The sequence below is a fragment of the Vulcanisaeta souniana JCM 11219 genome, from assembly GCF_026000775.1.
In the GTDB taxonomy this organism is placed as follows: Archaea; Thermoproteota; Thermoprotei; order Thermoproteales; family Thermocladiaceae; genus Vulcanisaeta; species Vulcanisaeta souniana.
Map to the genome: position 1 here is coordinate 729,451 of NZ_AP026830.1, position 23,283 is coordinate 752,733.

Below are 23,283 nucleotides of genomic sequence, written 5' to 3' on the forward strand. Positions count from 1 at the left end.
AAGGTCAATGTTTAATCCCTCCAAATCTAGCAGCCAAGTACCCACCTAAGGCACCAGCTATTACGTTAACTACAATGAACAAGCCAATCCTGGTCCTACCCCAGAGCGGCCCTGGGTATGCATCGAATAATAGGCTTAGTATCGCCACAGCGATTATGACGTATATGACCGTCCTCTGGGCTGGTCTAAAGTAAACATTGTAATTTGTCATTTCCTCAGTCCTATAGGGCCTTGCGAATAGTATGAGGAGTCCATAGAGGACCAGTATCAATACGAGGGATACCCAGTAGCCCTTGATTAATGCCCATATTGGGCTCAGGACAAGTGGTGTTGGGTAGAATATGTTAGCCAGCGCCTCGAGTATTAGGATAACCACTGACACAAAGAAGGCATAACCAACACCAGCCACTGCATTATACCTGATCTCGCGTGTAGACATTATTTCCAATTAATAAATAAATTTTATAAACCAAACTAACAATTCAGTATTAATATGTCGATAAGGGCTCAGGTAATATCCACAATAGACGAGAAGGGAATTGATCAAATGGGTCCAGACGACCTAATAGTGAAGTATCACTCCGTTGATGTTAGGACAAGGTCAAGACTCATTGTTTACTCAAACCAGAAGGCTGTGGTTAGGATACAGGGACAAATACAGGGAGTCTTTGACTCTGGGGCTCACGACCTACAAACACCTGCCAATCCAATATCCCAATTCTTCGCCAAGTTCCAGTACGCTGGCAACATACCGTGGGAGGTCGAGGTACTATTTGCAAGTACGGCGAGACATGAGGCAAGGAGCGAGGGGATCACGCAAACAAAGGAGCTTGTCCCAATGAGGTACCAAGTGGCCTATTACTTCATGATTACCGACCCTGTTAAATTCATTAATTCGGTGCAGTTTGGTGGTTTTAAGTACACCGTAGAGGACTTCAAGAACTATGTATCACCAATAGTGGACCAGGCAGTCAGCCAAGTCCTTAACCTAGTATCACTCAATGAGGTTTATGCCAACCTGCATAAGATAACCGACGCAGTGACAGCAAGTCTCAGGTCATTCTTGGATGAGGTTGGCGTACACCTAATAACATGCAGAATCGTAAGGCTTGAACCCGAGGACGAAACAATGAGGAGGGTGGTGCAGTTCATGGCCCTTGGCCTGGACGTTAACACGGCAATTAGGGCTAGGCTTGCGGAGATCATGGCCCAAAGAAGTGATCCTGCTGCCACGAACATGATGCTCGGTGTGCCATATTACCCAATATACATACTACCAACTGCAGGCATACCTGGCGGCCTACAGCAATTAACATCCCCACCAACGCAACAACAAACGCAGCAAAGTCAAGGTGGTTCCAGTCAATCTAGCCAATTCGGTGGCTTTGAGATTAGCCGGGGTTAATGAGGTATGAGCCATAATGTCTTAAAAAATTATGGGGTATATAATGACCATGAATTGGTGATTGAGGAGGTTAGGATTAATAATCTGCCATGCTTCATAAACCTATCAATACTGAACCAGGGTAAGGTCCCCGAAATACTCATTGAACTAAGCACAGGTTGTTCTCACTACAATGCCATGATAAGGGTAACCAGGAAATTCATGAAGCTCTTCGGTGTAGATACAGCTAGGATAGCGGCGGCTAAGTTGGCCAGGGTGTTAGGCATAGAGGATTATGAAGCAGTTGAACACGGTGATATAGAATTAAGGTTAAGGAAGAAGCCAGGGCATTACCCAGAGTGGGTGAACCAAAATATGGATGCAGTAATTAACGCATTTAATGAAGTATTGACATCACTAGGCATAATCACGCAACCTGCAATTCAACCACAGCAAGAAATACATCAAGAGATCCAATCGCCTTTAAGTACCCCTCAGCAAGCCTCTGTGGAGACCTTAGTTGCCCATGTAGTAAAGTCGTACGGTAATATTAATGGCCAAAACCTACTACTGAGGTCCTTGGGCGAGAATACCCGCATTGAGTTATGCCTTGAGAGAATGGGTAGTTGTAAGCCACTAATAACCGTAAAGGCAAACCCGCTTGAAATTACAATGCATGAAGATGCCGTGAAGGCCTTTGGTGAGAATAGGGCTATTGAATACGCCACGTGGATCGCCAACGCCCTCTACATCAGTAATTACGAAATAAGTGAATTGGGTAACGAAATAGTGCTTAGGTCGAGGGGTGGCGTAGATGGTGCATTGACAAACAATCTGATCAGGGTTATGGATATAATAGCCAGTAAGTACCTGGGCAGGGAGTAATTAAACAATCATCACTGAGTCTCCCTAGTCTGTTTAATTAATTCCTTGGCTCTGGCTATGAACTTAGCAAGCACTTGCCTGGCAGCTTCATCGCTCGGTAGCTTACTGACAATACCAGTTGGGTCTGGCCCATTGTATTGATACTCATGTATCACCAGGGCTAGTGATGTTAATTCCACAATATCGGCATTTTTCTCAGCCAATTTGCCTGCGATCTCCATGAGCATGTTCGTAGGCATAATGGCCAGGATCCAATCATTCCTTGAAACTTTAACGCTACGGCTAACCCTCTTATAGCCCGTGAAATTAAACAAATGCCTATTCTTAATGGCTAAATACGATAGGTAAGACTTCCATGCCTGGAATGCCTTACCAGCGGCGTTTCTAAGCAATCCATCGTTGAGGAATTTCTCGGCCAGCTCAAGCTCTACTTGAGTCTCCATAAGCCTTGACTTACCTATCTCATCTAGGTTTAGCTTAATTTCAATCATTTTTACCACATTAAATAATTAGGAGCCTTTAAAGTGCTTTTAGTTCGTCATTACCCTGCGAAAATCTTAAGTAAACATTGTTTAATAACGTATGTTGCTAATGAAGTTAAGCGTTAATGATTTGGTTGTTGGTTATGGAGGTAAGGTCGTCATTAATGGATTAACCGTGGAATTTGATGAAGGTAGGACCGTAATCTTAGGCCCTAATGGCTCGGGCAAGACAACATTATTGAGGGCTATTGCTGGGGTAATAAAGCCGTTGAGGGGCATTATAGTGCTTGATGGTAGACCACTGCGTGGGGGTGATGTGGGTTATGTTAGTCATGCCGGTGGGCTTGATCCTAATATGACCGTGCATGAAAATCTAGAGTTCTATGCCGAGGTTAAGAATGCCAGTAACCTAGACGAGGTAGTTGATAGACTTGGGATTAGGAATCTAATGAATACTAAGGTGGGCTTTCTGAGTAATGGTCAGAGGAGGATGGTTGAGATCGCTATCGCCATGTTGGGTAGTCCCAAGGTTTATGCACTTGATGAATCAACTGACGGGCTTGACGTGAATTTTGCCAGTAGAGTTAAGGATATTGTGAGAAGCCTGCACGGCATTGTTATATACACAACACATATGTTATCCGAGGCTTTAGAACTCGCTGATTACCTAGTCATCATTAGAAAGGGAAGGATTGCCTTTCATGGAGACATGACTAAGCTTGGTGGTGCCATGAGGATAGTCGCTAAGAGGGGCGTGAGACCAGGATTATTGAGGCTGATTTGAGTGAGTTACCTCGTGTTATTGATGAACTGAGGTCTGAGGAATTTAATGTACTTGAGGTCAGGAACTCAGTGATTGATGAGTTACTGGGTGGTGTGGATGATTAGGGCTTATCTCAGGAGGGCGTGGAGGGTTGGCAGGACCTATTACCTTGTGACGCTGATAACCCTATTGGCGGTTATGGTATTCGTGATTGCGCAGTTCGTCTTTATAATAATCACGGTTAACCCCGAGAACATTCATGGCGTTAAAATGCCTATTGAGGAGGCCGTGGCATTTACGAGGGTCCTCATGCTAATAATATTGATCGGCATGACTTCACTGATGGTATCCTTACTATCCGCCACCATCGTGCTTGGCACAATACAGGCGGACATACAGAATGGAGTTTTCGAGGTGCTATTCGGTAATGGCGTGAGCGATAGGGACCTCATTAAGGCGCTTTATATCGTTGGGCTATCATCATTTGCCATGTTTTACTTATTGGCTAAGGCCTTAATGATAATTCCACTCTACATTGTAATCCCAAAGATCCTAAGCACCCTAATGGTGGCCACCCTACTGGCTCCATTCGGTGTTGGGTTGTTTACCACGGGGCTTAGTGTGCTCATTGGGCTTTCAAAACCAAAGTACTTTAAGATCTCCACGGGCATTGGATCGACAAAGAACCTAGCCTTTACCATGGTATCGCTCCCTGGCCTCATAATCCTATTCTCAATAATGATACCTATAATTACGACAGCGACCAGTGCAACTTCATACCCAGCGACGCTACTGCGTGTATTGAATGTGGCGATGATTATCGTATCGATCGTGATGGCGGTGTTGTCAGTAATTATTGCATTTAAGACCCAGGTTAATAGGGTTGGGTTGATAATGAGAGGTGAGGAGCCCTAGTCACAACTTGATGATTAAGTAGTTAATGCCTAGGTAGGCTAGGAAGAAGGGTATTAGTACTAAATCCGTTAGGTCAAGCCCAGCTGCCTCAATGGCCCATAGGGTGCCCAGGCTGAATAGTAGGGCTGAAAGCACGTACTTCAGGTGCGGCAGTCTTATCCTGGCTATTTGGTCCTTAATCACCGCCGTGAGGATAACCACTATGGCTGCTGCGAGCAGCGTGCCTATGAGGGTTGATGAGTAGCTCCTTGGTATTAAGGCAATGAGGACTAGGGCAGCCTCAAAGGCCTCTATGGCTGATACCGTGAATACCACGGCCAAGTCCCCACGTTCCTCCTCACCACCCTTACCCCTACCAGTCCTCTTGAAGTACCTACGCGCACTCCTGAGCAGTCTATAACCGAAGTAAAACAGTATTACCGATGATACCGCTAATACGTAATCGAGGGGTAGGTAAATGATGTACCGACCAACGGTGAACGTAGGTATTAAGACCAGGAGCACGCCGGCAATAGCATACAGCACTGGTTTAAAGCCCCTGTAAATTCCCTGGTAAATAGCCGTGACTGCGCCAGCCTCCGAAAGCTCAAGCAGACTTATACCGAATGCCGCGAAGAATATCCCAAAGTTCACGGGAATCCACAAATCACGCTCAGTTTTAAGTATTTCTCATGCACTTACAATTAACGCAAAGCTATATAACTCACCTAAACGTATTATAAGTATAATGACGGAAGAAGTAGTGATACCAAGCATAATCGTCGAGGAACTAAAGAAGAAGGGACTTAACCCCGAAGATGCTATACTCAACGCATTAATGAAAGTAATTAACCTGGACCCAAGCACCATGATGGAAGCGAGGATGGAACTCGCAATTAAATATCTAAATGAAGGCAGGGAATTAATAGATAGGGACCCCGTGCAAGCCAGTGAGAAGCTCTATAAGGCGGCTGAGGAAAGCGTAAAGGCGTTGGCCCAGTATTACGATTTAAAGAATATACTAAGTAGAGTGAGTGAAAGGGGTAGGTGGACCGTGACTGAACTTGAGAAGGTTGTTGAAACGGTAAGTGAAAAGCTCGGTGATTGGCTTGTGCGGTCATGGGACGCGGCAAATTACCTACATGTATGGGGTTTTCACGAGACAAAGTTAGACCCTGAAGCCGTAAGAATTAGGTATCCGTATATTGAGAGGATTGTGAATGAGATTAATAGGGTTATAAAAACGAGGCTTGAACAAACATAACCAGTTAGGAAAGGCGTATAAGCTAAAGCATTTATAGTATCATCATGCCGAGTTATAAAGTTATCAGTGATATTACGAAGGTACGTGAGGAACCATTGAGTATCAAGGGTGCCGTGGGTGTATACACCCAGTGGCTCGTGAGTAAGGACGACGGCTCCAAGTACGCCGTGAGAAGGCAAGTGGTTAAGCCCGGTGGTAAAGCGCCACTACATAGACATGCCTATGCGGAGACCTTCATAGTACTTAGGGGTGTTGGGAGGATGACCGTGGACAACGAAATCATTGACGTAAAGCCCGGCATGTGCATATTCGTAAAACCAAACACACCCCATTCAATAACAAATACTAGCAATGAAGACCTGGAGTTGATAACAATAATATCCTATGAGGAGGACATGAGCATAAACGTCCTCGAGTAGCGCATTAAACATGAAACTTAAATTAGGTATTTACGGCTTGGATTTACTAATTATTGGAAATTGAACAGATACATTTAAATATTTTATTTACTTTCAATTTAATAATGAGTGAGCCGATACTAAGAGTTAAACCGATATCCTATGGGAGGAGGAATTACCTACGATACATCCCAGCCATAATCGTAATAGCCCTTGTTTGGTTCGTAGGCATTGTATTAGCAATACAGTATAAACTGCCAAATTGGGAGTACGCCCTACTCAACCTATTCTTCGCTTTAATTACGGCATATGTCATATGGGCGATGATACGATCAGCGAGGGAGAATAGGCTCTATAGGTCTATTAGGGACTTTGCACTGTATAGGGATTATGCATGGTTTATAACAGTGGATGGTGAGGAGGTTACAATACCCATTAGTGACCTCAACCCATGCGTTATTAAGTACACACCGCCAGTGAGGAATCTTAACAGGCCATGGTGGTACTACCCAGGTTGGGTTGAGTTGCTCATTAGTTATAATGATGTTAATTATACGATACTCCTTAGTACTGACCAGTGCAGGCAGTTAAATCAAGTCCTAATGACGGACTTCGGCAAGTCGAGGATTGATTGGTGTGGGGAGAAGGAGAAGAAGGCTGGCCCCGTAGTGCTAACGAGACCGAAATTGGCATGTTAGGGGTTGGTAGTATGAGCAATGTGATTATTACGCCTCGTCGTAGGAATCCGGTCATTACATTCATTATTGGACTTATAACGGCTTTAGTTGGCCTCATACTGTACCGATTAAGAGGCGACCCCCTATACCTAGTCTTCGAGATACCTGGCATCATCGGCATGGCATCTGCTGTTGCAATCTACGTTTCAGACAGGCGTAAGAGGGCTTGGTTAGAGGAGAGTGGAGCCTTATGGGGTTATAAGGGAGCCATTGTGCCGAGTCCAAAGGCTCCCCTTACTCGCCTCGCTGTTACTAATTCCCTATTCGGCTTCGTCCTCTTGGCTATTGCTTGGGAAATGATTGTAAATCCGCATGCCTGGCTAAACCTATTAGTTTCCTTCCTAGTCTTTGCCGGTATCCTAGTCGCGATAGACGCTATCTTAGTGAAGGGGTACGTATCAGCGAAGAGGGATATAAGGACTAATATAAGGGATATACTCCTATATAGTGATTACATTCGTATTAGGACAGGTACTAACGAAATCATCGATATTCCTATTAACGACGTCACAATTTGTATTGCCGGCTTTGGCTGGCGTGATGGTATGGGGAATGCGTTTGATACGCTAAAGATTAGGTTCGCAGGCACCACCTACACCCTCACTGTGCCAGCCGGCATTGGGCGAGAGTTTATTAATGCCCTAAGGAGTATTGGAATTAACGAGGTTCATACATGTAATTACCTGGGCATTTAAATGATCCTGTAGATATCGATGAATTTACTATACCATTCACTGTATGTCTCCCTACTAATCACGTGGAACTCAAATACCAGAAGTGCGTCATCGCCAACCTCCTTAATGATACTCATGACCAATTCCACGTACTTATGTGGGTCATCACCATACACATCAGATATTATCAGAACATCAACGTCGCTATCAGGTCTGAAGTTTCCACGTACATAACTACCAATGAGCATCAACTCTGCATTGGGGTCAAGCCTGAGCACCACGTCTTTAATCCGGCTAAGGTAATAATCAATGTTGTTGAGAATTCTATCCCTAATCCTCTTAACATCGAGTAGCAAATCTACGAGAGTAGGCATTTAACCACCTCATTAAACTCATTGGCTATGTTCAGCGCCTTCTCGGCATCATCTTTATTAAACCGGGGCGGCATATAACGACTTGCTATATACGCAAATTCCAATAACAGAATTACTTCCCTATTCCTAGTGTAGAAATCATTTAGATGACGCTTATCATTTAATACTTTCATTAACTCCATGAAGAGTTGGGTTAATCTATGGGTACGTGGATAATCACCAACAAGGTTATACAACAATGACTTAAGTTTTAACTGCATAAATTGCTCCACATTAAACATTACCAAGTCATAATACCCACGTTCATACGCAAACCTCGCATGCTTCAAGAACTCCTCAGCCCTTTGACTTAGGAAACCCATTACCCCGATTACTCAATATAACACCTATTTAACCATGTCCTTTGGAAACCAACCACTCTTGGTCCTGACCAAGCCTTTTCCCTCAATGTACCTCCTCACTCTATCCCTAACGTCATCAAAAACCCTTGAATCGCCGCAAAGTACCTTACCATCAGTTACGGCATCGAGTATTATCATAGAACTCTCTCAAGAAACCTATTATTCGCTAAGTCCTCCTTCGCGTAATCCCCAAACCTCCTTGCCTTATTAAGCCAGGGCTCTGCCATTAAATTATGAGTAGTGCATTATGAGGACGCTATTAAGGTTTATCTCGTCACCTTCGTTGACATTATCATTACTATGAATGCCGTGATCGAGGCTATCACGAAGGATTATACGAAGGATTCCTTGCCAGGTACCTCATAGAATATGGGCATGCCATTTAAGTAATAGGCGAGTAACGGGGTCCTATAGGTGGTCTCCAGGGAACCTGCAATTACCGGGCCTAGCGTATTACCCATGAGTCTCATGGCCGTGTTTGCCCTAGTCATTGTAGCCATCCTTTCCCTAGACGCTGATGATATTAATAACGTTATCTTGGTTATGGTCATGCCAGCTATGCCTATCATGCTTATTATCATCGCGACTATGGCGCTCATCAACTCATGCACATAAATGGCAGCCATCATTAACAAGTTTCTGATCACCGTTACCCTAGATGTTATGATTAATACCCTATTGGTTATGGCATTATAATACTAAGGACAAGCCTACACTGGTGTCCATAACCCCTTGTTCTTTACAGGTCCATTATATGGCATTTTAATAAACAATAATTGGCTATAGGGGCTTAGTAACTCAAACATGTAAGCAAGAACCTGGAATGATAGGAACATCCCAAAACCAGCAAGGGTAATACCACGAGATCCCCCGACTCCATTACACCGTATCGCCTTTCTAGGTTGATGGGATGGCATGGCGATCGCCTCCGCGTATATCGTGAAATTGACGTGAGAATTGCAATGTATCTCCACGTCTCGGAACTCAGCTTAATACCGACAAGGCTTCTGAGCGCGAAGATTAATATCAATGCCGGATTAAAAGTTGACTCACGATATCATTAAATGAGCAAAAGGGAATGGCCTTAGATTAATAAAGGTAAAAAGACACGTAAAGAAAGGATGAGTAAGAGGAATATTAGGCGTGTCGTTAAGGAACTCGAAAAGATACCAATAAATGTGCCCAGAGGATTTTCAGTAAACTCGGTAAGGGAAGATCGTGATAATAATTAATTCTACCTCCTTAGCGGTTTTACAGGTGGTATCGCATTTAGGTGCATTAACTCGTCGGGTATCGCCTTATTAATGGCTATCTCCCTATATATGTAGGCCGAGGGCCTCCAGTACTGCTTCTTAGTGACGTAATCAACGTATAGCAGGCCAAACCTCATGCTGAAGCCTGAGGCCCACTCGTAATTATCCGTCAATGACCAGTGTAGGTAGCCCCTAACATCAACCCCATCACTCAAGGCCCTATACACCTGGTAAATGTGGCTAACAAGGTAGTACGGCCTTAGGTAATCGGCCGAGTCAGCGATTCCGTTCTCGGTAACGTACATGGGCAGGTGATACCTCCTCCAGTATTTCATCAATACATCGTACAGGCCCTCCGGGTAAAACTCCCAACCAAAGTCACTGCACGGCCTATTATCAGGGCTTACGGAGTTCTTCTCACAGGTATGTCCATATCCAGGGACTATTATGTATGAATTATCGTTAATGAGCTTAACCACAACCCTTGAATAATAATTAACACCAATCCAATCAAGCCTATTCCTAAGATCCTCCCTAACCTCGCCATATAAGTTACCATGGATGATGGCATCAAAGAACGACCACCTAGCATCTCGCTCAACTAACTCTACGGCCTTCTCGTCATTATCAGTTAATGGAGTGAAGGCATTATTCGCATAGATAATCCCAATCGGTTTCTTACTAATCGTCTTAATCGCGTCGTAAGCCCTGGCATGGGCCTGAATTAAATTAGCCAAGGCCTTCATAGCCAGTATGGGATTTAAATACCCCGGCGGGAACCCCCACTTAACGTTGATATAGCCGTTCCAAGCAACCACGTTCGGCTCATTCATTGTTGAGTACACGTCAACTATGTCATCGAATTTCCAAGCCACATAGGCCGCGAACCTGGCGAAGTTGATCACTGTCTTAATGTCAAGCCAACCGGTGGGTCCTGAAAGATCGCCCCTCCTGACCCTAATTGGGTCATGAATCCATAGCGGTAGCGGCCAATGATAGAGGTTCAGTATGAAGAATATGTTCCTATTCTTTAAGTCATTGAAGATTGCCTTATAGTGTTCAATTGCAGCCTTATTAGATGTCTCATCGAGTCTTCTTAAGTCGCGTTCATCAACATCGATCTTGAGCACCTTATCGTTAACAACCTCAACATTACTACTGGGTGGCTCGGGCATTGGGTTTGGGAATACCCTGGACCACTCAACATTAACCCTGGCAATGTCAAGTCCCATCTTAATGGCATTCTCATGGAAAACCCTGTAAAGACCCCAGTAACCAGGTCCATTCTCTGGTAAATCGCCACTGACAAGACCTGACATTATATTCTCGCTATCGTGGACCCAAACCCACCAATCACTGTTGGGATCTTCATCACCTGGTATACCCATTTCGGATTGGAAGCCGGCCTGGGACCAACCGAACCTGAAGCTTCTGGGAAATGATAGTATCACGTATTAACTTAAAATTAGTATTGTTTTTAGGAATTACCATACTACACTTAAGGTTCTGCCCTGTTAGATTCAGGGTTCTAACCTATGGGCAAATGAACTGTGAAGAATGAACTGTGGTAATCATTAAAATCCTCAACAAAAGAGACTCTTTGCGTGGAAATAACGGCCTTAATTATCAGCACCACGAGGTCTAGGGCACCATTGCTTAGATACGCCATTTCCTCAGCGATTAATCAATCCAGAGGACCTAATGAATTAGTTGTTGTTATGTCATATTACGATAGGGAGATCAAGGATTTGGTTGATCCGTACGGTTTTGTGATTCACCATGTAAGCACCGGGGTAGGCCCAATGTGGGCCAGGGGCATTAGGGAGTCGAGTGGTGACGTTATTGCATTCCTTGATGATGACGATGAGTGGTTACAAAACAAGCTTAGTCATGTTGAGAAGGCATTCAGTAGCATTACTGGGCTTGGTCTTTATCATAACTTGTTTCAATTCGTTGATGCTAACGGTAATGAGCTACACTGCCATGAATTACCTGCCTATTACTGCTCAATGATCCTCAATAGGAGCGCCATTATTAAGGATGACCTTGGCTTGTACATGCGTTCCAAGGTTGATGAATGGTTGCACGCTGATTATTGGTCGTTATTCTACAACACGTCAAGTCTATCGGCGCTTAAGGATGCATTGACGAGTAGGCTTAATTTAATTGAAAGTATTAACCTATACTCCGACGCCTTATTTTTCATATTAGTACTAAGCCAATGCTACACCGTACTTCATGAACCAATTATCCTGACCAAGTATAGAATTCATGCCGGGCAAACATCAAGGAAAATCTTAAACGGTGAATTCATGGATATGGCTACTAGGGATCATGAATTATTTAATAGAATAATTAAGGAACATAATACCTGTAGGTAGTTTACGTATGCTGACTTGGCACATGATGTAATGCTTATATACACTAAGATCATTGCTTCATAATCGTGATCAACAAGAATGAAATCACTAAATATGCGGTTATAACAATACTAATGGTAATCACAATAACAACAATAACGTCACTGGCATCACAAAACACCATACAGGTAAATGTGGTAGTCCAGAGCATGGGCCCCTTGGGCAATGCCTCAATTACGTACATGGAATTTGTCCAGTCATATACGACCCAGATGCTCCATGCCTATGGCACAATCACTACAAATAATGAGGGGATTGCGGAAATACCGCAACCGCCGCCACCATTACCAGGTAAGGAGGATGTAATTGTTATTACGATTAATGCGACAGTAAGTAAAGCAACCGTGTTTAGGACATACACCTTCTACCTAACAAGTGAGAACTTCACTAATCAATTGAATATAACATTACCAGCACCTGAGTCAAGGGAAGTTTCAGGTAACCAAGGCATGTTGTTAATGGCAATAATCATAGTGATTGTGGCGCTGATAGTGGTAATAATATTAGCAATAAGGAGACCAAGAACATAATAATGTAATTAATAATTTTAACTAAAAAGCACACGTTTTGTTTCCATTAGTAATTCATGAAAGGAATACATCACTCCTTGTCTCTCTTGTTGTTGGTCTTGGTACCATAGGATATGGTAAGTACTCGATTCCCGGCCTATTTGTCCTGGCCTGTGGATATAGCATCATTAGTTCATAAACTTCAGGCGGCACATCAGTCGATACCTTAAGCCCCATATCCCTCAGTTGCTCCACTGTTATTGGGTAATCATGAGTATAATAACCACTAACCAATTTATCAGCTATGTACTTGGCCCTTTCCTCGCCGACCTTATCCTTAATTAGCTCAATAACTAAATCCCTAACCTGATTAATGGCCTTCTCAGCCATGTCAGCAAGTATCAGCGTCTGATCATCAACCTTATCCTTACCCTTAATCTCAACCGCCCTAATTATTGACGGCGCAGGTAAGTACATTCCACTGGGACCACCAAGTTGTGGGTCTACTGGACCGAGTACGGCGTTTGGGTCCATTATTATTTCATCAGCCGCTAGGGCAATTAATGTGCCTCCACTCATGGCGTAGTGAGGCACCACCACAATCTTCTTGGCTGGGTGCGCCTTAAGGGCCTTGGCTATTTGTGATGCTGCAAGCACGAGTCCTCCAGGGGTGTGTAGAATGAGCATGATCGGGATATTGGGTGGTGTTGTCCTGATGGCCCTTATAATGGCCTCTGAGTCCTCAATATCTATGTATCTATAAATCGGTACACCGAGCAAACCAATCTTCTCCTGTCTGTGTATCATGGTTATTACCCTAGAGCCGTACTTACGCTCCATCAACTCTATAAGTCTCAACCTGGTGCGCTGTAGTGACCTTATTGACAACCATGGTGATAGCATTGCTATGAAGAGGAGTATCCAGAAAAGGTACCCAAGTACGTCTGTGTATATATCAAGAATCATTGTAAAAATAACTATCTATACATATTAAAAAGCATTACCATGTACTTCATGATTGACGTAATATAATATTTTAATATTATTTTAATCATAATAACATGGGTGTTATTGGGTGAGGAAGTACTCCTTAATGATGGGTAGTGAGGTATTGGTCCGCAGCGCCATTTACGCAGGTATTAGGTTCTATGCAGGTTACCCAATAACGCCAGCAACGGAGATTGCCGAGTACATGTCGCAACTACTGCCTAGGGCTGGTGGTATTTTTGTGCAGACCGAGGATGAGCTGGCGGCTATAAACATGGCCATAGGCGCCTCCGTGGCTGGGTGGAAGGCCATGGTCGCAACGAGCGGCCCAGGCTTCTCCCTAATGCAGGAGGGCATTGGGCATGCCATTAATACTGAGGTACCATTGTTAATTGTTGATGTTCAGAGGGGTGGTCCATCGACTGGTCAGCCAACAATGCCATCGCAACAAGACGCATTTCAGGCTAGGTATGGCTCTCATGGTTCCTACGAGATAATAGTTCTGAGCCCCAGCAATGTTCAGGAATTGTTCTATTTAACGATAGATGCGGTTAACCTATCTGAGCAATTCCGCACACCGGTGATACTGCTCACGGAAGAAGTTACTGTACACCTGTGGGAGAAGATCTACGTACCAGACCCTGGAGAGTACCCGGTGCTACCCCACGTCACACCGCCTACGCATGGTGATGAGGGGTTCCTACTCGAAAGTCAGCTTCATGATGAGAGAGGTTATAATGTGGCCAATGACCCTGAACTGTCGGCGAAGGCGTTATGGCGATTGATAAGGAAGATTAGGGATAATGTGGATAAGATATCGAGAATCGAGGTTAAGTATATGGAGGATGATCCCAAGGTCTTCATAGCGTCCTACGGATGTACGGCAAGGTCTGCATTGGCAGCTGTTAAGATGCTTCGGCGGGACGGCCATCGCGTCGGCTTCCTACGACTAGTGACCCTCTGGCCATTCCCAGAGGATGCCATTAAAAACGCCATAAAGGGCGCAAATACCGTTATTGTGCCTGAGATGAACGCTGGGTATATGGCTAACGAGTTCAGACTACTTGGTCTAAATGTTGTGTCGATTCCAAAGCTCGGTGGTGAAATGCCAACACCCGAGGAGATATATAGTGTTGCCAGAGGTGTTGTTTCATGAACCCACTCATTCAGAAGTACCTGCGCAGTGAGTATGCTCAGGGTAAGAGGAGGACGATATTCTGCCCTGGATGCGGCAACGGCATAATTCTTGGATACTTTATTAGAACCATTGATGAACTAAAGCGTGAGGGTAAGTTTGATGATTCTAAGCTATACATAGTGACGGGCATTGGTTGCTCGGGCAATATACCTGCACCGCTTAGGTATAACATTGTGCGTGCGCTTCACGGTAGAGCATTATCAGTTGCCACCGGGATAAAGCTCGTTAGGCCTAATAGTGAGGTTGTAGTCTTTGCAGGCGATGGTGATTTACTCTCAATTGGCGGTAACCACCTAATTCATACAATAAGGAGGAATGTAGGTATAAAGGTTATCCTTGTCAATAACATGCTTTATGGAATGACCGGCGGGCAGGTAGCGCCAACAACGCCCATGGAGTCAATAACCCACACGACACCCTACGGTAACCCAGAACCACCATTAGACGCCTGTAAATTAGCTGTTTCGCTTGGCGCCACATACGTAGCTAGATGGGCTGTACCGCTGACTAAACAATGTATGCAATCAATGAAGGAGCTACTTCTACATAGAGGTTTTGGCCTACTTGAGTGTTTATCCCAATGCCCTATCTATCAGGGTAGGTACGTGATTGGAGTTGATAGACCATCGAAGATAATGGATTATTACCTCAAAATAACGATTGCATCTGAAAAGCCCAGTTATGGTGATAGAATCACTATAGGTAAATTTGTAGATCATGAGAGATCCACGTATGAGGAGATCATGTGGAGTATTATAAATAAGGCTAGGGAGGGTGGTAACTATGAGACGTAGGCAGGTTGTGATTAAGATAGACGTGGATAAATACCTATGTAAGGGTTGTTATATATGCGTGGATAAGTGCCCAACGAAGGTCTTTGAAGTGTCAAACGCGGTTGGTGATTACGGTATCTTTTTACCAGAGGCTAAGCACATAGATAAGTGCATTGACTGTGGGATTTGTGAGTTATATTGCCCGGACTATGCAATAACTATTATCAGAGGTGGCGAGAATGAGACTTGAGGTTAGGTTTGCAGGTTTTGGTGGTCAGGGGGTTATTACGGCTGGCAGGTTATTGGCATTAATAATCATGGAAGCAGACCCAGGTCTTTACGTGGTCTACAGTCCGTCATATGGTTTTCAAACCCGTGGTGGTGATGCATTGTCAGATGTTATAATTAGTGACAAGGAGATTGATTATCCAAAGGCCAGGAAGCTGGACTTAGCGTTTATGCTGACTCAACAATCATATGGTAAGTATTGTGGGTTTGTTAAGGATGATGGATTAATAGTAATCGATGAACACGTTACTAAGGAGGCATCATGTAGTGGTAAGAGGCATCAGGAATTGAGCATAATAACCAATGCAAGGCATATTGGTAGTGATGTTTTCGTGTCAACGATAGTCCTGGGAGCAGCATTATATTACCTAAGCGATACCGAGTTACTAAGGGGCAAAGTATCTCTAGAGCTTGCAAGGCAGGTTGTCATTAAGTACTTTAGGGAGACGTTATTAGGGAGAAGGGGTAATACCGAAGATGTGATTAATAGGAATATCAAGGCTCTAGGGCTTGGTTATGGAATTACACAAAAGTCGGTATCAATTAAATAATTCTTAATTTTAATAACAAGCAAATAGTTATCTCATTAGGAATTTAGTCAGCGCCATAATACTCCTCAGATGACCTCGGTATCGCTAGCTCAGCCATTCTAGATATTGCCCTATCCTCACAAATGACGTCGTCAGACGTCAACACGCCACATGGATTTCCCTTATCATCAACCACAAGTAGGTGCTTGATACCGTGTTCACTCATTAGTAAAGCCGCTTTGTAAATGCTATCATTCAACCTTACCGTAATTGCCCTGTTATATGAGCAGCATTGCCTGACACTTATGTTTAGGTGACCTGCCCTTCCCACTGTCTTTAATATATCATTAGAAGTAACAATGCTTACTACCTTACCGTTATTATCAATCACTATTAGATGATCCGTGTTTTCCTTAGTCATTAACTCAATGGCTTCCTTAACCGAGGCATTCTCATTAATTGTGATGCCCTTTCTCCTGATTACTTTGTCAACAGTAGTAACCATCAAGATACGAGAAGAGGAAATAGTATATAAGGGCCACAAGGAGTATCTCATTTGCACTAAGCGAATACTTTATAAATGTAATAGGCCAATATATAAATGAATTACAACAAATACCAGTATAATCAGGACACCAGCAATGCGTTATTTTTAAAGAAAATCAATATCCATGGCCAAGTACGTTCTTCTTTAATTCCTTTTTGTCGATCTTACCTGTACTCGTTAATGGGATCTCATTCACAAAGATTATATCATCAGGCATCCACCACTTTGGGATCCTACCGCTATCAACCTCCCTATTTAATACCTCATATATCTGCTCCTTGGTTAATACATAACCCTCCCTCAGTTTTATAACAGCTATCGGCCTCTCACCCCATCTCTCACTCGGTTTACCTATGACAGCCACCATGTCAATTCCAGGTATATTTGAGATGATAGCCTCGAGGATACTTGTTGGTATCCATTCACCACCACTCTTAATAACGTCCTTAATCCTATCAAGTACCCTTAATCCACCGTCACTAAGCAACACACCAACATCACCAGTCCTAAACCAACTACCTACGTAGCTCTCCCTGGTCTTTTCGGCATCCTTATAGTATTCGTATGGTAACCACGGTGCCCGTAACCAAACTTCGCCAATTTGACCAGGACTTACGTCCTTACCTGTTGCTGGGTCGATTATTCTTATTTCAACAAAGGGTACAGGATGTGTCGTTAATCTCATATAATCAAGGAATTCATCTATTGAATTGTATTTCCTTGGAGCTATTGATATTGATGTCACTAACATATCAGTTCCTCCATAAATAGTTGAAAAACCGATACTAAGTTCTTGCATTCTCTTAGCAAGCCCACTTGCTATTGGCATGCCACCAACTAATGCCTTTAATCCACGTAGTACATATAGCTTATTCATCTTCTCCGCAGCGTCAATGAGCATGTACATCATTGTTGGTACGGCACTTATCCACGTGACTTTCTCAGTTTCGATTAACGTTAATGCCCTATCAGGCATAAATCTACCAATTAATACATATTTATTACATAGGTATGGCGCATGAATAAGACTACCCCATGAATGGATATGATAAAACGGTATTAGCGGCATTATTACATCACCCTGATGCAGACTAGCTGGCGTATTATACATGCCAAGTTGATACGCTATAGCCAATGCGCCATGTACGAACTTCTCATGCGTATACCTAACGGCCTTTGGAAGACCTGTTGTACCCGATGTAAATAATATTGAGAAGTAATCCCTTCCGGTAACCTCAACCTCAGGCTCCTCAATGGTCTTATTACTAAGCAAGTCATTATAGCAATATTTCGCATTGCATTCGGGACTTAATCCCACAGTCCTATCCTTACTAATTAAGGTGCTCAATGCCTTAAAGTCATTGGAGTAGAATAACCATTCAACCTCAGCCACCTTCATAGTATGTGCCATTTGATCTAGAGGTAATCTTATATTCACTGGGTAAATAATGGCTCCGATCATCGCTGCCGCATAGTGAAGTTCAAACATCGGTAACGTATTCCAATCAGCAACACCTATAACCGTACCTTTACGTATACCCAATGATAGCAATGAATCAGCCAACGAAACAACGCGATTATATGCTTCACCATAGCTAATCCTTCTATTTTCCCAAACTATTTCAGTTTCAGGGCACAGTGTTGCGGCTCTTCTTATGACATTATGCACCGTAAAACCAATTCCAGGATCACTCATTCCTCATCACCCTTCCTCAATATTTATTATCTTCCTGCCCAAGTCATGCGAACCAATCTTATAACCACCCTGCAAATGCTTCTCAAGGTATAGCTCAGCTACCAATGCATACCTATCTATTCCCAATCTATCTGCAATGTGCGCTAGAGTTATCACGGCAATCGCATGTCCTAATAACGATAACATGTCCTTAGCCCTAAATTCAACCTCTAATGGGCTCAAAGACGATGTCAATTGTAACGTATTCCTTATAACATTCATTGCTGACTCGGCAATGCCATGGTAAGTCTTGATCTCTGCCACGGTGTTCTCGATATCGTTAAGCATCGTTACGTGGGCATTCTTCTTTGTCATGGCCTCTAGCATGTCCAATGCCTGTATGTTGCTCGTGCCCTCCCAAATAGGCGTTATCAAGGCCTCCCTATGCCATCTCTCAATTGGGTATTCACTCAGGAATCCGATACCGCCGTATAGCTCCATGGCGAGTCTAGTTACGTATGCTGCTGCGTCTGCCGTAACGTTCTTTGCAATGTGCGTTAATAACCTGGCATAGTGATAATGATCATTGTAAGGCGGTTTATTATGCCAAGTTTTATCAAATTCATTAATTGCCTTAAATACAAGGGCCATTGAACCCTCGAGGGTTACCTCCATATCCATTAAGTCCCTAATAACGAGTGGATGTTCAATTAGTAATTTACCAAAGGCCCTTCTTCTATTTACATATTCATAGGCCTCGAGATATGCCTTCCTGGCAACACCGACGGCACCAATCGCGTTGGAGAGCCTTGATACCATTAAGTCCTCCATTATGTAATAAATACCATTACTTGGATCACCAACTAGGTACGCCTCTGTACCATGAAACTCAATCTCACCAGTGGGTACTGAGTTCGTACCACTCTTCTCCTTTAGTCTCCTAACTATGAAGTTTAGGTTACCACCAGAGTCAAGCCTCGGAACAGCAAAAAGGGCTAATCCCTTGGCACCAGCCCTACCGCCCTCTGGTCTCGCCGAAGTCAGGGCAATGTCGGCAAGCCCTACACCACTAGCGAAGTACTTATCGCCATACAACCGCCATTTACCACTGTCCCTCTTGGCAACCGTTGTATTAGCACCGAGGTCACTGCCTCCCTGGATCTCCGTAAACCACGTAGCTCCAAAACCAATTGGCCTCTCATCACCAATTAGCCTAGGCACGTACCTTCTTAATTCATCATCACCATACTTATGGAACGCATACGCAGTTTGGATCGTTATTGTGATTATACAGTAAAGACCTGGATCCGAGACAAGGAACCCCATTGCATAATGTTCATGCCAACTACCACTATGATAAGGAGGCTTATTTATACCGAAGTCAAGTACCAACTTCTCTATTGCATACCTCTCCGCTGGATTCAACCAAACTCTGTCGACCCTATTACCATTAACATCCCACATAATATGCCTAGGCCTCGAAACTTTATCAACGTAATCCGTAACCTCAAGCAAATCACGTCCGGCAAATCCACCTAGTCCATGGAGGGACGGCGACTTACCAAGGAAGTGCTGCAAAATTCTTTGTAGTGGTTTATCAACGTCATAAACGTTGACGCCGTAGATATTAGATAGAAAACCATACACGTCTAGGTTATTCTCAATATCCTGCGTCATAAGTAAACCTATCATACTTCTTATTAAAAATTCTAAGTAAGTATTTTTTATATTATTTTCCTGCTCTCTTAATAATTTATATGCAGATAAAAATTATGGCGATAGTATTCTCTCGATTATTTTGTTCACATCAGTAATGACATACTCAGGGATTTTCGAATTCACCCAAAGTACGTATCTCTTGGCTATAAAATCAGCTATACCCATCAACACAAATGATAAAACCTCGGGATTATACCTCGCTATTTCACCTCTATTCATGGCATCCAATAGTTTTGGGGAATATCTTTCTGATAATTTCATATAGTGCCACTTATAAAGTTCTATATTATTTGACTCAGTCTCAATTAGTATTTTATATAAATATTGATTATAATACATCCAATCAAAGAAGGCATCGAATCCCTTTTTCTCAATTAAAATCCTATTATTAAGACCTGCCGTGCTTAAGGTTAAGTAATGCCTCATATCCCTGTTTATACGCCTAATTAGCTCCGCAAGTAATTCATCCTTATTCTTGAAATAGAAATAAAACAATCCATGCGATAATCCAGCTCTAGATGTTATTTCGTCTATGGAGGCGTTGTTGAAGCCCTTCTCGGCAATTACGGCTATAGCAGCATTAATTAATTTATTAAGTGAGTCCTCACCCTTCCTTGTCTTTGGAGTATACCTCATAATGGTAGTTATTTAGATAATATAAATTTAAATAATTTTTACAATAAGTACTCAGTATGTTATTATTTAACTCTTTGGATCACAATGGCACCCCATGTCCATCCGGTACCCGCGGCAACCAAAACTATGATGCTATCCTTTCTTATTTTGTCATTTTGTTCAGCTAGCCATAATGATAAGAATGGATCTACGGCTTGCATATGTCCGTAATCCTCAAGATATATTGACCTATCTAAAGACACACCTAATTCCCTAAGTATCCTTTCATGAAATGATCGTTTCATATGAAGCATTGCGAAGTAATCAACATCACTTATTTCAAAGCCGCTTTTCTCCACGGCATTCCTTATTACGTATAGGAAATTCCCTAGGGAAATTTCCTCAAAGCTTTTATTAAATTCTTCATTCCTATTTACTTGCAATAAATAATCTTGATTATTATCATTAATGAACCTTTCACCTAATCTTTGATATACAATATTTGAGAACCTTCCATTGGTTATTATAGAGCTCTCAAGAATTTTATATCTTCCATCAACATTACTTAGTAAAACCGCAGCAGCCCCATCCGAGAAATCATACATGAACGTGGAGGCTTTATCCTTATAATTAACGATCATGCTCTGCTTCGTAGCACTTACTAATAATGCATAGGAATCTTCATCCCTTAATATTAATCTTGGCTTTAATAAATCCAGGGCAACAATACTACTAACGCATTGCATTGATATATCAACACCGTAGGTGCTATCTAAGCCTAAATAACCAATTACATCAGGTGCTACGTCCCATACATATTTATCCTTAAAATCCGAACCTGCATATGCAACTAGATCGATCTTTATATTACTGTATTTACTCATTAATTTCTTAGCAGTAAGCTTAGCCATATCGGAAACAGACAACGATCTTTCAATGGGCTTTCTATTAATTCCCAGTTTATCTCTTACGACCCACTCAGGTAGCCCGGTTTCCAATGCTAATGATCTATAATCAATATATGTGCTTGGTATATATAACTCGTAATCTACTATGTAGGCATTTCTCATGTTAAATCACGAAATATCAATTATATCCTTAAAACCATCCTTCAGGTACTTTTCACGTAACTCTCTTTTTGAGATTTTACCTATTTGTGTCTTTGGTATCTCCTTAACAAATATTATACGCTTTGGCACTTTGTACGATGCCAAGACTTTCCTAAGATCTCTCTTTACATCATCCTCCGTCACTTTAAAACCAGGCTTCTTAACAACAACAGCAACAACAGCTTCACCCCAATGCTCATCGGGAACACCGAATACTGCAGCATCATCAATATATGGTAATTGCTTTAGCGCCACCTCAACTTCGGTTGAGTATACGTTCTCACCCCCCGTCTTAATCATGTCCTTCTTCCTATCAAGGAATGAAAAATCACCCTCATCATCAACTGCAAATAAGTCCCCAGTCATTAGATAATTATCACTTGTAAATGGATTTTCATCAGGTCTATTCCAATATCCCTTGAAAACGTGAGGTCCCCTTATCAATAATTCTCCATCACCTGATAACTTCATCTCTATGAAGAGTAGTGGTTTCCCCACAGACGTTGGTTTGTCCCTGTACCGTTCTGGTGATATATAGAAGTTGTTAGGTCCAGCCTCTGTTAATCCATAACCCTGGAAAATCCTGTAATTTTTGTCAATAAAGCGTTTAGCAACACTTGGTAGTAATGGACCACCGCCATTTATGAATAGTACATGCGAAAGGTCTATCTTATCAAAGAGGGGTGACTTACTTATGGCGTCTAGCATTGTGGGTACACCCATGTATATCGTACATTTTTCCCTAGCTAATATCTGAATGGTCCAGTCGGGATCAAACTTATCAGTTTCTGGTAATATAGTTCGACCACCAACTAACAATAGTGGTATTAAAAGCACATTCCACCCACCAGTATGATATAGAGGTAATGAGACAAGGGTACAGTCATTCCTCGTTAAGCCCCATGATAATACTGTTATTATGGCATTCCATAATATGGATCCTTCATGGATCATGGCACCCTTCGGCGGTCCCGTTGTACCACCAGTGTATAATATCATGGCGATTTCGTCGAGGTTCATACGATATTCATACCTATATTCATCAACTGCCATTTCAAGTATTTTATCAATATTTATGCCTTCATTGAAATATTCATCAATAATGAGGGACGGATTAATATCATTAATTACAAACCTTAAGAAATCATTCCCAAGCCTTGGATTTACAGGTACTAGTACGGCTCCTATTTTCCTCAATGCAAAGAATAACGCTACATGGTATAGGGGTGATTTTACGAGAGTTATAACCCTATCATTGGCCTTTATACTCAGCCTACTTAGTGCATAAGCCATTTTGTTCGATAATATCTCAAGTTGCGAATATGTGTATGAACTATCTCCCACTTTAATCGCAACCGAATCACTAATTCTAGCCCTATGTCTAAGTAGGCTCTCAAGCATGTG

The 23,283-nt window shown here is 42.6% G+C and carries 29 protein-coding genes; 14 read left to right on the forward strand and 15 right to left on the reverse strand.

Translation table 11 applies throughout. The annotated features are described in order from the left end of the window. Nucleotides 1–4: 4 nt before the first annotated feature. Nucleotides 5–439: a hypothetical protein gene (locus tag Vsou_RS03860; protein ID WP_054843497.1), complete on the reverse strand. Its 435-nt coding sequence runs from the start codon at nt 437–439 to the stop codon at nt 5–7. A 54-nt stretch (nt 440–493) separates the two neighbouring features. Between Vsou_RS03860 and Vsou_RS03865 the strand changes: the two genes are divergently transcribed. Together Vsou_RS03865 and Vsou_RS03870 are read left to right on the forward strand one after the other, a co-directional pair. Then, the gene (locus tag Vsou_RS03865; RefSeq protein WP_188602538.1) at nt 494–1,405 is read left to right on the forward strand and encodes an SPFH domain-containing protein; all 912 of its coding nucleotides are present in this window, start codon (nt 494–496) and stop codon (nt 1,403–1,405) included. 57 nt (nt 1,406–1,462) lie between these two features. Continuing rightward, nucleotides 1,463–2,269, forward strand: a complete 807-nt coding sequence (locus tag Vsou_RS03870) for a hypothetical protein (RefSeq protein WP_264890767.1) — start codon at nt 1,463–1,465, stop codon at nt 2,267–2,269. Nucleotides 2,270–2,280: 11 nt separating this feature from the next. On the opposite strand, the gene Vsou_RS03875 is transcribed toward Vsou_RS03870, so the two are convergent. Beyond that, nucleotides 2,281–2,760, reverse strand: coding sequence for a PaREP1 family protein (locus Vsou_RS03875; protein ID WP_054843496.1), 480 nt, complete (start codon nt 2,758–2,760; stop codon nt 2,281–2,283). A 100-nt stretch (nt 2,761–2,860) separates the two neighbouring features. Between Vsou_RS03875 and Vsou_RS03880 the strand changes: the two genes are divergently transcribed. Both Vsou_RS03880 and Vsou_RS03885 read left to right on the forward strand, forming a co-directional pair. After that, nucleotides 2,861–3,535, forward strand: a complete 675-nt coding sequence (locus tag Vsou_RS03880) for an ABC transporter ATP-binding protein (RefSeq protein ID WP_188602536.1) — start codon at nt 2,861–2,863, stop codon at nt 3,533–3,535. Nucleotides 3,536–3,631: 96 nt separating this feature from the next. After that, nucleotides 3,632–4,429: a hypothetical protein gene (locus Vsou_RS03885; RefSeq protein ID WP_188602535.1), complete on the forward strand. Its 798-nt coding sequence runs from the start codon at nt 3,632–3,634 to the stop codon at nt 4,427–4,429. Here Vsou_RS03885 and Vsou_RS03890 read toward each other — a convergent pair whose 3' ends face one another. Next, the gene (locus tag Vsou_RS03890) at nt 4,430–5,062 is read right to left on the reverse strand and encodes a hypothetical protein (RefSeq protein WP_188602534.1); all 633 of its coding nucleotides are present in this window, start codon (nt 5,060–5,062) and stop codon (nt 4,430–4,432) included. A 94-nt stretch (nt 5,063–5,156) separates the two neighbouring features. On the opposite strand from Vsou_RS03890, the gene Vsou_RS03895 reads away from it, so the two are divergent. The 4 genes from Vsou_RS03895 (at nt 5,157) to Vsou_RS03910 (ending at nt 7,502) form a co-directional block, all read left to right on the forward strand. Beyond that, entirely contained in the window at nt 5,157–5,672 is a 516-nt protein-coding gene (locus Vsou_RS03895; RefSeq protein ID WP_188602533.1) for a PaREP1 family protein, read from the forward strand. 44 nt (nt 5,673–5,716) lie between these two features. Then, nucleotides 5,717–6,091, forward strand: a complete 375-nt coding sequence (locus Vsou_RS03900; RefSeq protein WP_188602532.1) for a cupin domain-containing protein — start codon at nt 5,717–5,719, stop codon at nt 6,089–6,091. Between the two features lie 104 nt (nt 6,092–6,195). Further along, nucleotides 6,196–6,768 carry a hypothetical protein gene (locus Vsou_RS03905; RefSeq protein WP_188602531.1) on the forward strand — a complete coding sequence of 191 codons (573 nt, stop codon included), beginning with the start codon at nt 6,196–6,198 and terminating at the stop codon, nt 6,766–6,768. 11 nt (nt 6,769–6,779) lie between these two features. Then, nucleotides 6,780–7,502, forward strand: coding sequence for a hypothetical protein (locus tag Vsou_RS03910; RefSeq protein WP_188602530.1), 723 nt, complete (start codon nt 6,780–6,782; stop codon nt 7,500–7,502). On the opposite strand, the gene Vsou_RS03915 is transcribed toward Vsou_RS03910, so the two are convergent. From Vsou_RS03915 to bgaS, 5 genes are all read right to left on the reverse strand, one after another. Then, nucleotides 7,499–7,855: a nucleotidyltransferase domain-containing protein gene (locus Vsou_RS03915; protein WP_013336685.1), complete on the reverse strand. Its 357-nt coding sequence runs from the start codon at nt 7,853–7,855 to the stop codon at nt 7,499–7,501. The genes Vsou_RS03910 and Vsou_RS03915 overlap by 4 nt on opposite strands. Then, on the reverse strand, nt 7,840–8,217 hold the full coding sequence (locus Vsou_RS03920) for a HEPN domain-containing protein (RefSeq protein ID WP_188602529.1): 378 nt from the start codon (nt 8,215–8,217) through the stop codon (nt 7,840–7,842). The genes Vsou_RS03915 and Vsou_RS03920 overlap by 16 nt, the downstream gene beginning before the upstream one ends. Before the next feature lie 24 nt (nt 8,218–8,241). Then, nucleotides 8,242–8,394: a hypothetical protein gene (locus Vsou_RS03925; RefSeq protein ID WP_229709698.1), complete on the reverse strand. Its 153-nt coding sequence runs from the start codon at nt 8,392–8,394 to the stop codon at nt 8,242–8,244. Between the two features lie 194 nt (nt 8,395–8,588). Further along, complete coding sequence (locus Vsou_RS03930) at nt 8,589–8,903, reverse strand: MFS transporter (RefSeq protein WP_188602528.1); 315 nt, start codon at nt 8,901–8,903, stop codon at nt 8,589–8,591. Between the two features lie 587 nt (nt 8,904–9,490). Beyond that, on the reverse strand, nt 9,491–10,957 hold the full coding sequence (bgaS, locus tag Vsou_RS03935; RefSeq protein ID WP_188602641.1) for a beta-galactosidase BgaS: 1,467 nt from the start codon (nt 10,955–10,957) through the stop codon (nt 9,491–9,493). Nucleotides 10,958–11,113: 156 nt separating this feature from the next. Between bgaS and Vsou_RS03940 the strand changes: the two genes are divergently transcribed. Together Vsou_RS03940 and Vsou_RS03945 are read left to right on the forward strand one after the other, a co-directional pair. Then, nucleotides 11,114–11,890, forward strand: a complete 777-nt coding sequence (locus tag Vsou_RS03940) for a glycosyltransferase family 2 protein (RefSeq protein ID WP_054843487.1) — start codon at nt 11,114–11,116, stop codon at nt 11,888–11,890. 65 nt (nt 11,891–11,955) lie between these two features. Then, the gene (locus tag Vsou_RS03945; protein WP_188602527.1) at nt 11,956–12,459 is read left to right on the forward strand and encodes a hypothetical protein; all 504 of its coding nucleotides are present in this window, start codon (nt 11,956–11,958) and stop codon (nt 12,457–12,459) included. A gap of 54 nt (nt 12,460–12,513) precedes the next feature. Here Vsou_RS03945 and Vsou_RS03950 read toward each other — a convergent pair whose 3' ends face one another. Beyond that, nucleotides 12,514–13,404 carry an SDH family Clp fold serine proteinase gene (locus Vsou_RS03950; protein ID WP_188602526.1) on the reverse strand — a complete coding sequence of 297 codons (891 nt, stop codon included), beginning with the start codon at nt 13,402–13,404 and terminating at the stop codon, nt 12,514–12,516. Nucleotides 13,405–13,513: 109 nt separating this feature from the next. Here Vsou_RS03950 and Vsou_RS03955 point away from each other — a divergent pair, with 109 nt between their 5' ends. From Vsou_RS03955 to Vsou_RS03970, 4 genes are read left to right on the forward strand one after another with little or no spacing between them, the layout of a single operon-like run. After that, nucleotides 13,514–14,581 (forward strand): thiamine pyrophosphate-binding protein, encoded by a 1,068-nt coding sequence (locus Vsou_RS03955; protein ID WP_229709696.1) that lies wholly within the window; start codon nt 13,514–13,516, stop codon nt 14,579–14,581. Next, on the forward strand, nt 14,578–15,417 hold the full coding sequence (locus Vsou_RS03960) for a thiamine pyrophosphate-dependent enzyme (protein WP_054843483.1): 840 nt from the start codon (nt 14,578–14,580) through the stop codon (nt 15,415–15,417). Before Vsou_RS03955 ends, Vsou_RS03960 begins: the two co-directional genes overlap by 4 nt. Then, nucleotides 15,407–15,646 carry a 4Fe-4S dicluster domain-containing protein gene (locus tag Vsou_RS03965; RefSeq protein ID WP_054843482.1) on the forward strand — a complete coding sequence of 80 codons (240 nt, stop codon included), beginning with the start codon at nt 15,407–15,409 and terminating at the stop codon, nt 15,644–15,646. Before Vsou_RS03960 ends, Vsou_RS03965 begins: the two co-directional genes overlap by 11 nt. After that, on the forward strand, nt 15,636–16,235 hold the full coding sequence (locus tag Vsou_RS03970) for a 2-oxoacid:ferredoxin oxidoreductase subunit gamma family protein (protein ID WP_188602525.1): 600 nt from the start codon (nt 15,636–15,638) through the stop codon (nt 16,233–16,235). Before Vsou_RS03965 ends, Vsou_RS03970 begins: the two co-directional genes overlap by 11 nt. Before the next feature lie 43 nt (nt 16,236–16,278). On the opposite strand, the gene Vsou_RS03975 is transcribed toward Vsou_RS03970, so the two are convergent. The 6 genes from Vsou_RS03975 to Vsou_RS04000 form a co-directional block, all read right to left on the reverse strand. Then, nucleotides 16,279–16,719 (reverse strand): CBS domain-containing protein, encoded by a 441-nt coding sequence (locus Vsou_RS03975; protein ID WP_054843481.1) that lies wholly within the window; start codon nt 16,717–16,719, stop codon nt 16,279–16,281. 157 nt (nt 16,720–16,876) lie between these two features. Next, entirely contained in the window at nt 16,877–18,457 is a 1,581-nt protein-coding gene (locus Vsou_RS03980) for an AMP-binding protein (RefSeq protein ID WP_188602524.1), read from the reverse strand. Between the two features lie 6 nt (nt 18,458–18,463). Next, on the reverse strand, nt 18,464–20,113 hold the full coding sequence (locus tag Vsou_RS03985; protein WP_054843516.1) for an acyl-CoA dehydrogenase family protein: 1,650 nt from the start codon (nt 20,111–20,113) through the stop codon (nt 18,464–18,466). Nucleotides 20,114–20,206: 93 nt separating this feature from the next. Then, nucleotides 20,207–20,791, reverse strand: coding sequence for a TetR/AcrR family transcriptional regulator (locus tag Vsou_RS03990; protein WP_054843479.1), 585 nt, complete (start codon nt 20,789–20,791; stop codon nt 20,207–20,209). 62 nt (nt 20,792–20,853) lie between these two features. Further along, nucleotides 20,854–21,840: a 3-oxoacyl-[acyl-carrier-protein] synthase III C-terminal domain-containing protein gene (locus tag Vsou_RS03995; protein WP_188602523.1), complete on the reverse strand. Its 987-nt coding sequence runs from the start codon at nt 21,838–21,840 to the stop codon at nt 20,854–20,856. Nucleotides 21,841–21,846: 6 nt separating this feature from the next. Continuing rightward, a complete protein-coding gene (locus Vsou_RS04000; RefSeq protein ID WP_188602522.1) occupies nt 21,847–23,280 on the reverse strand; it encodes a class I adenylate-forming enzyme family protein in 1,434 nt (477 codons plus the stop codon). Between the last annotated feature and the right edge of the window lie 3 nt (nt 23,281–23,283).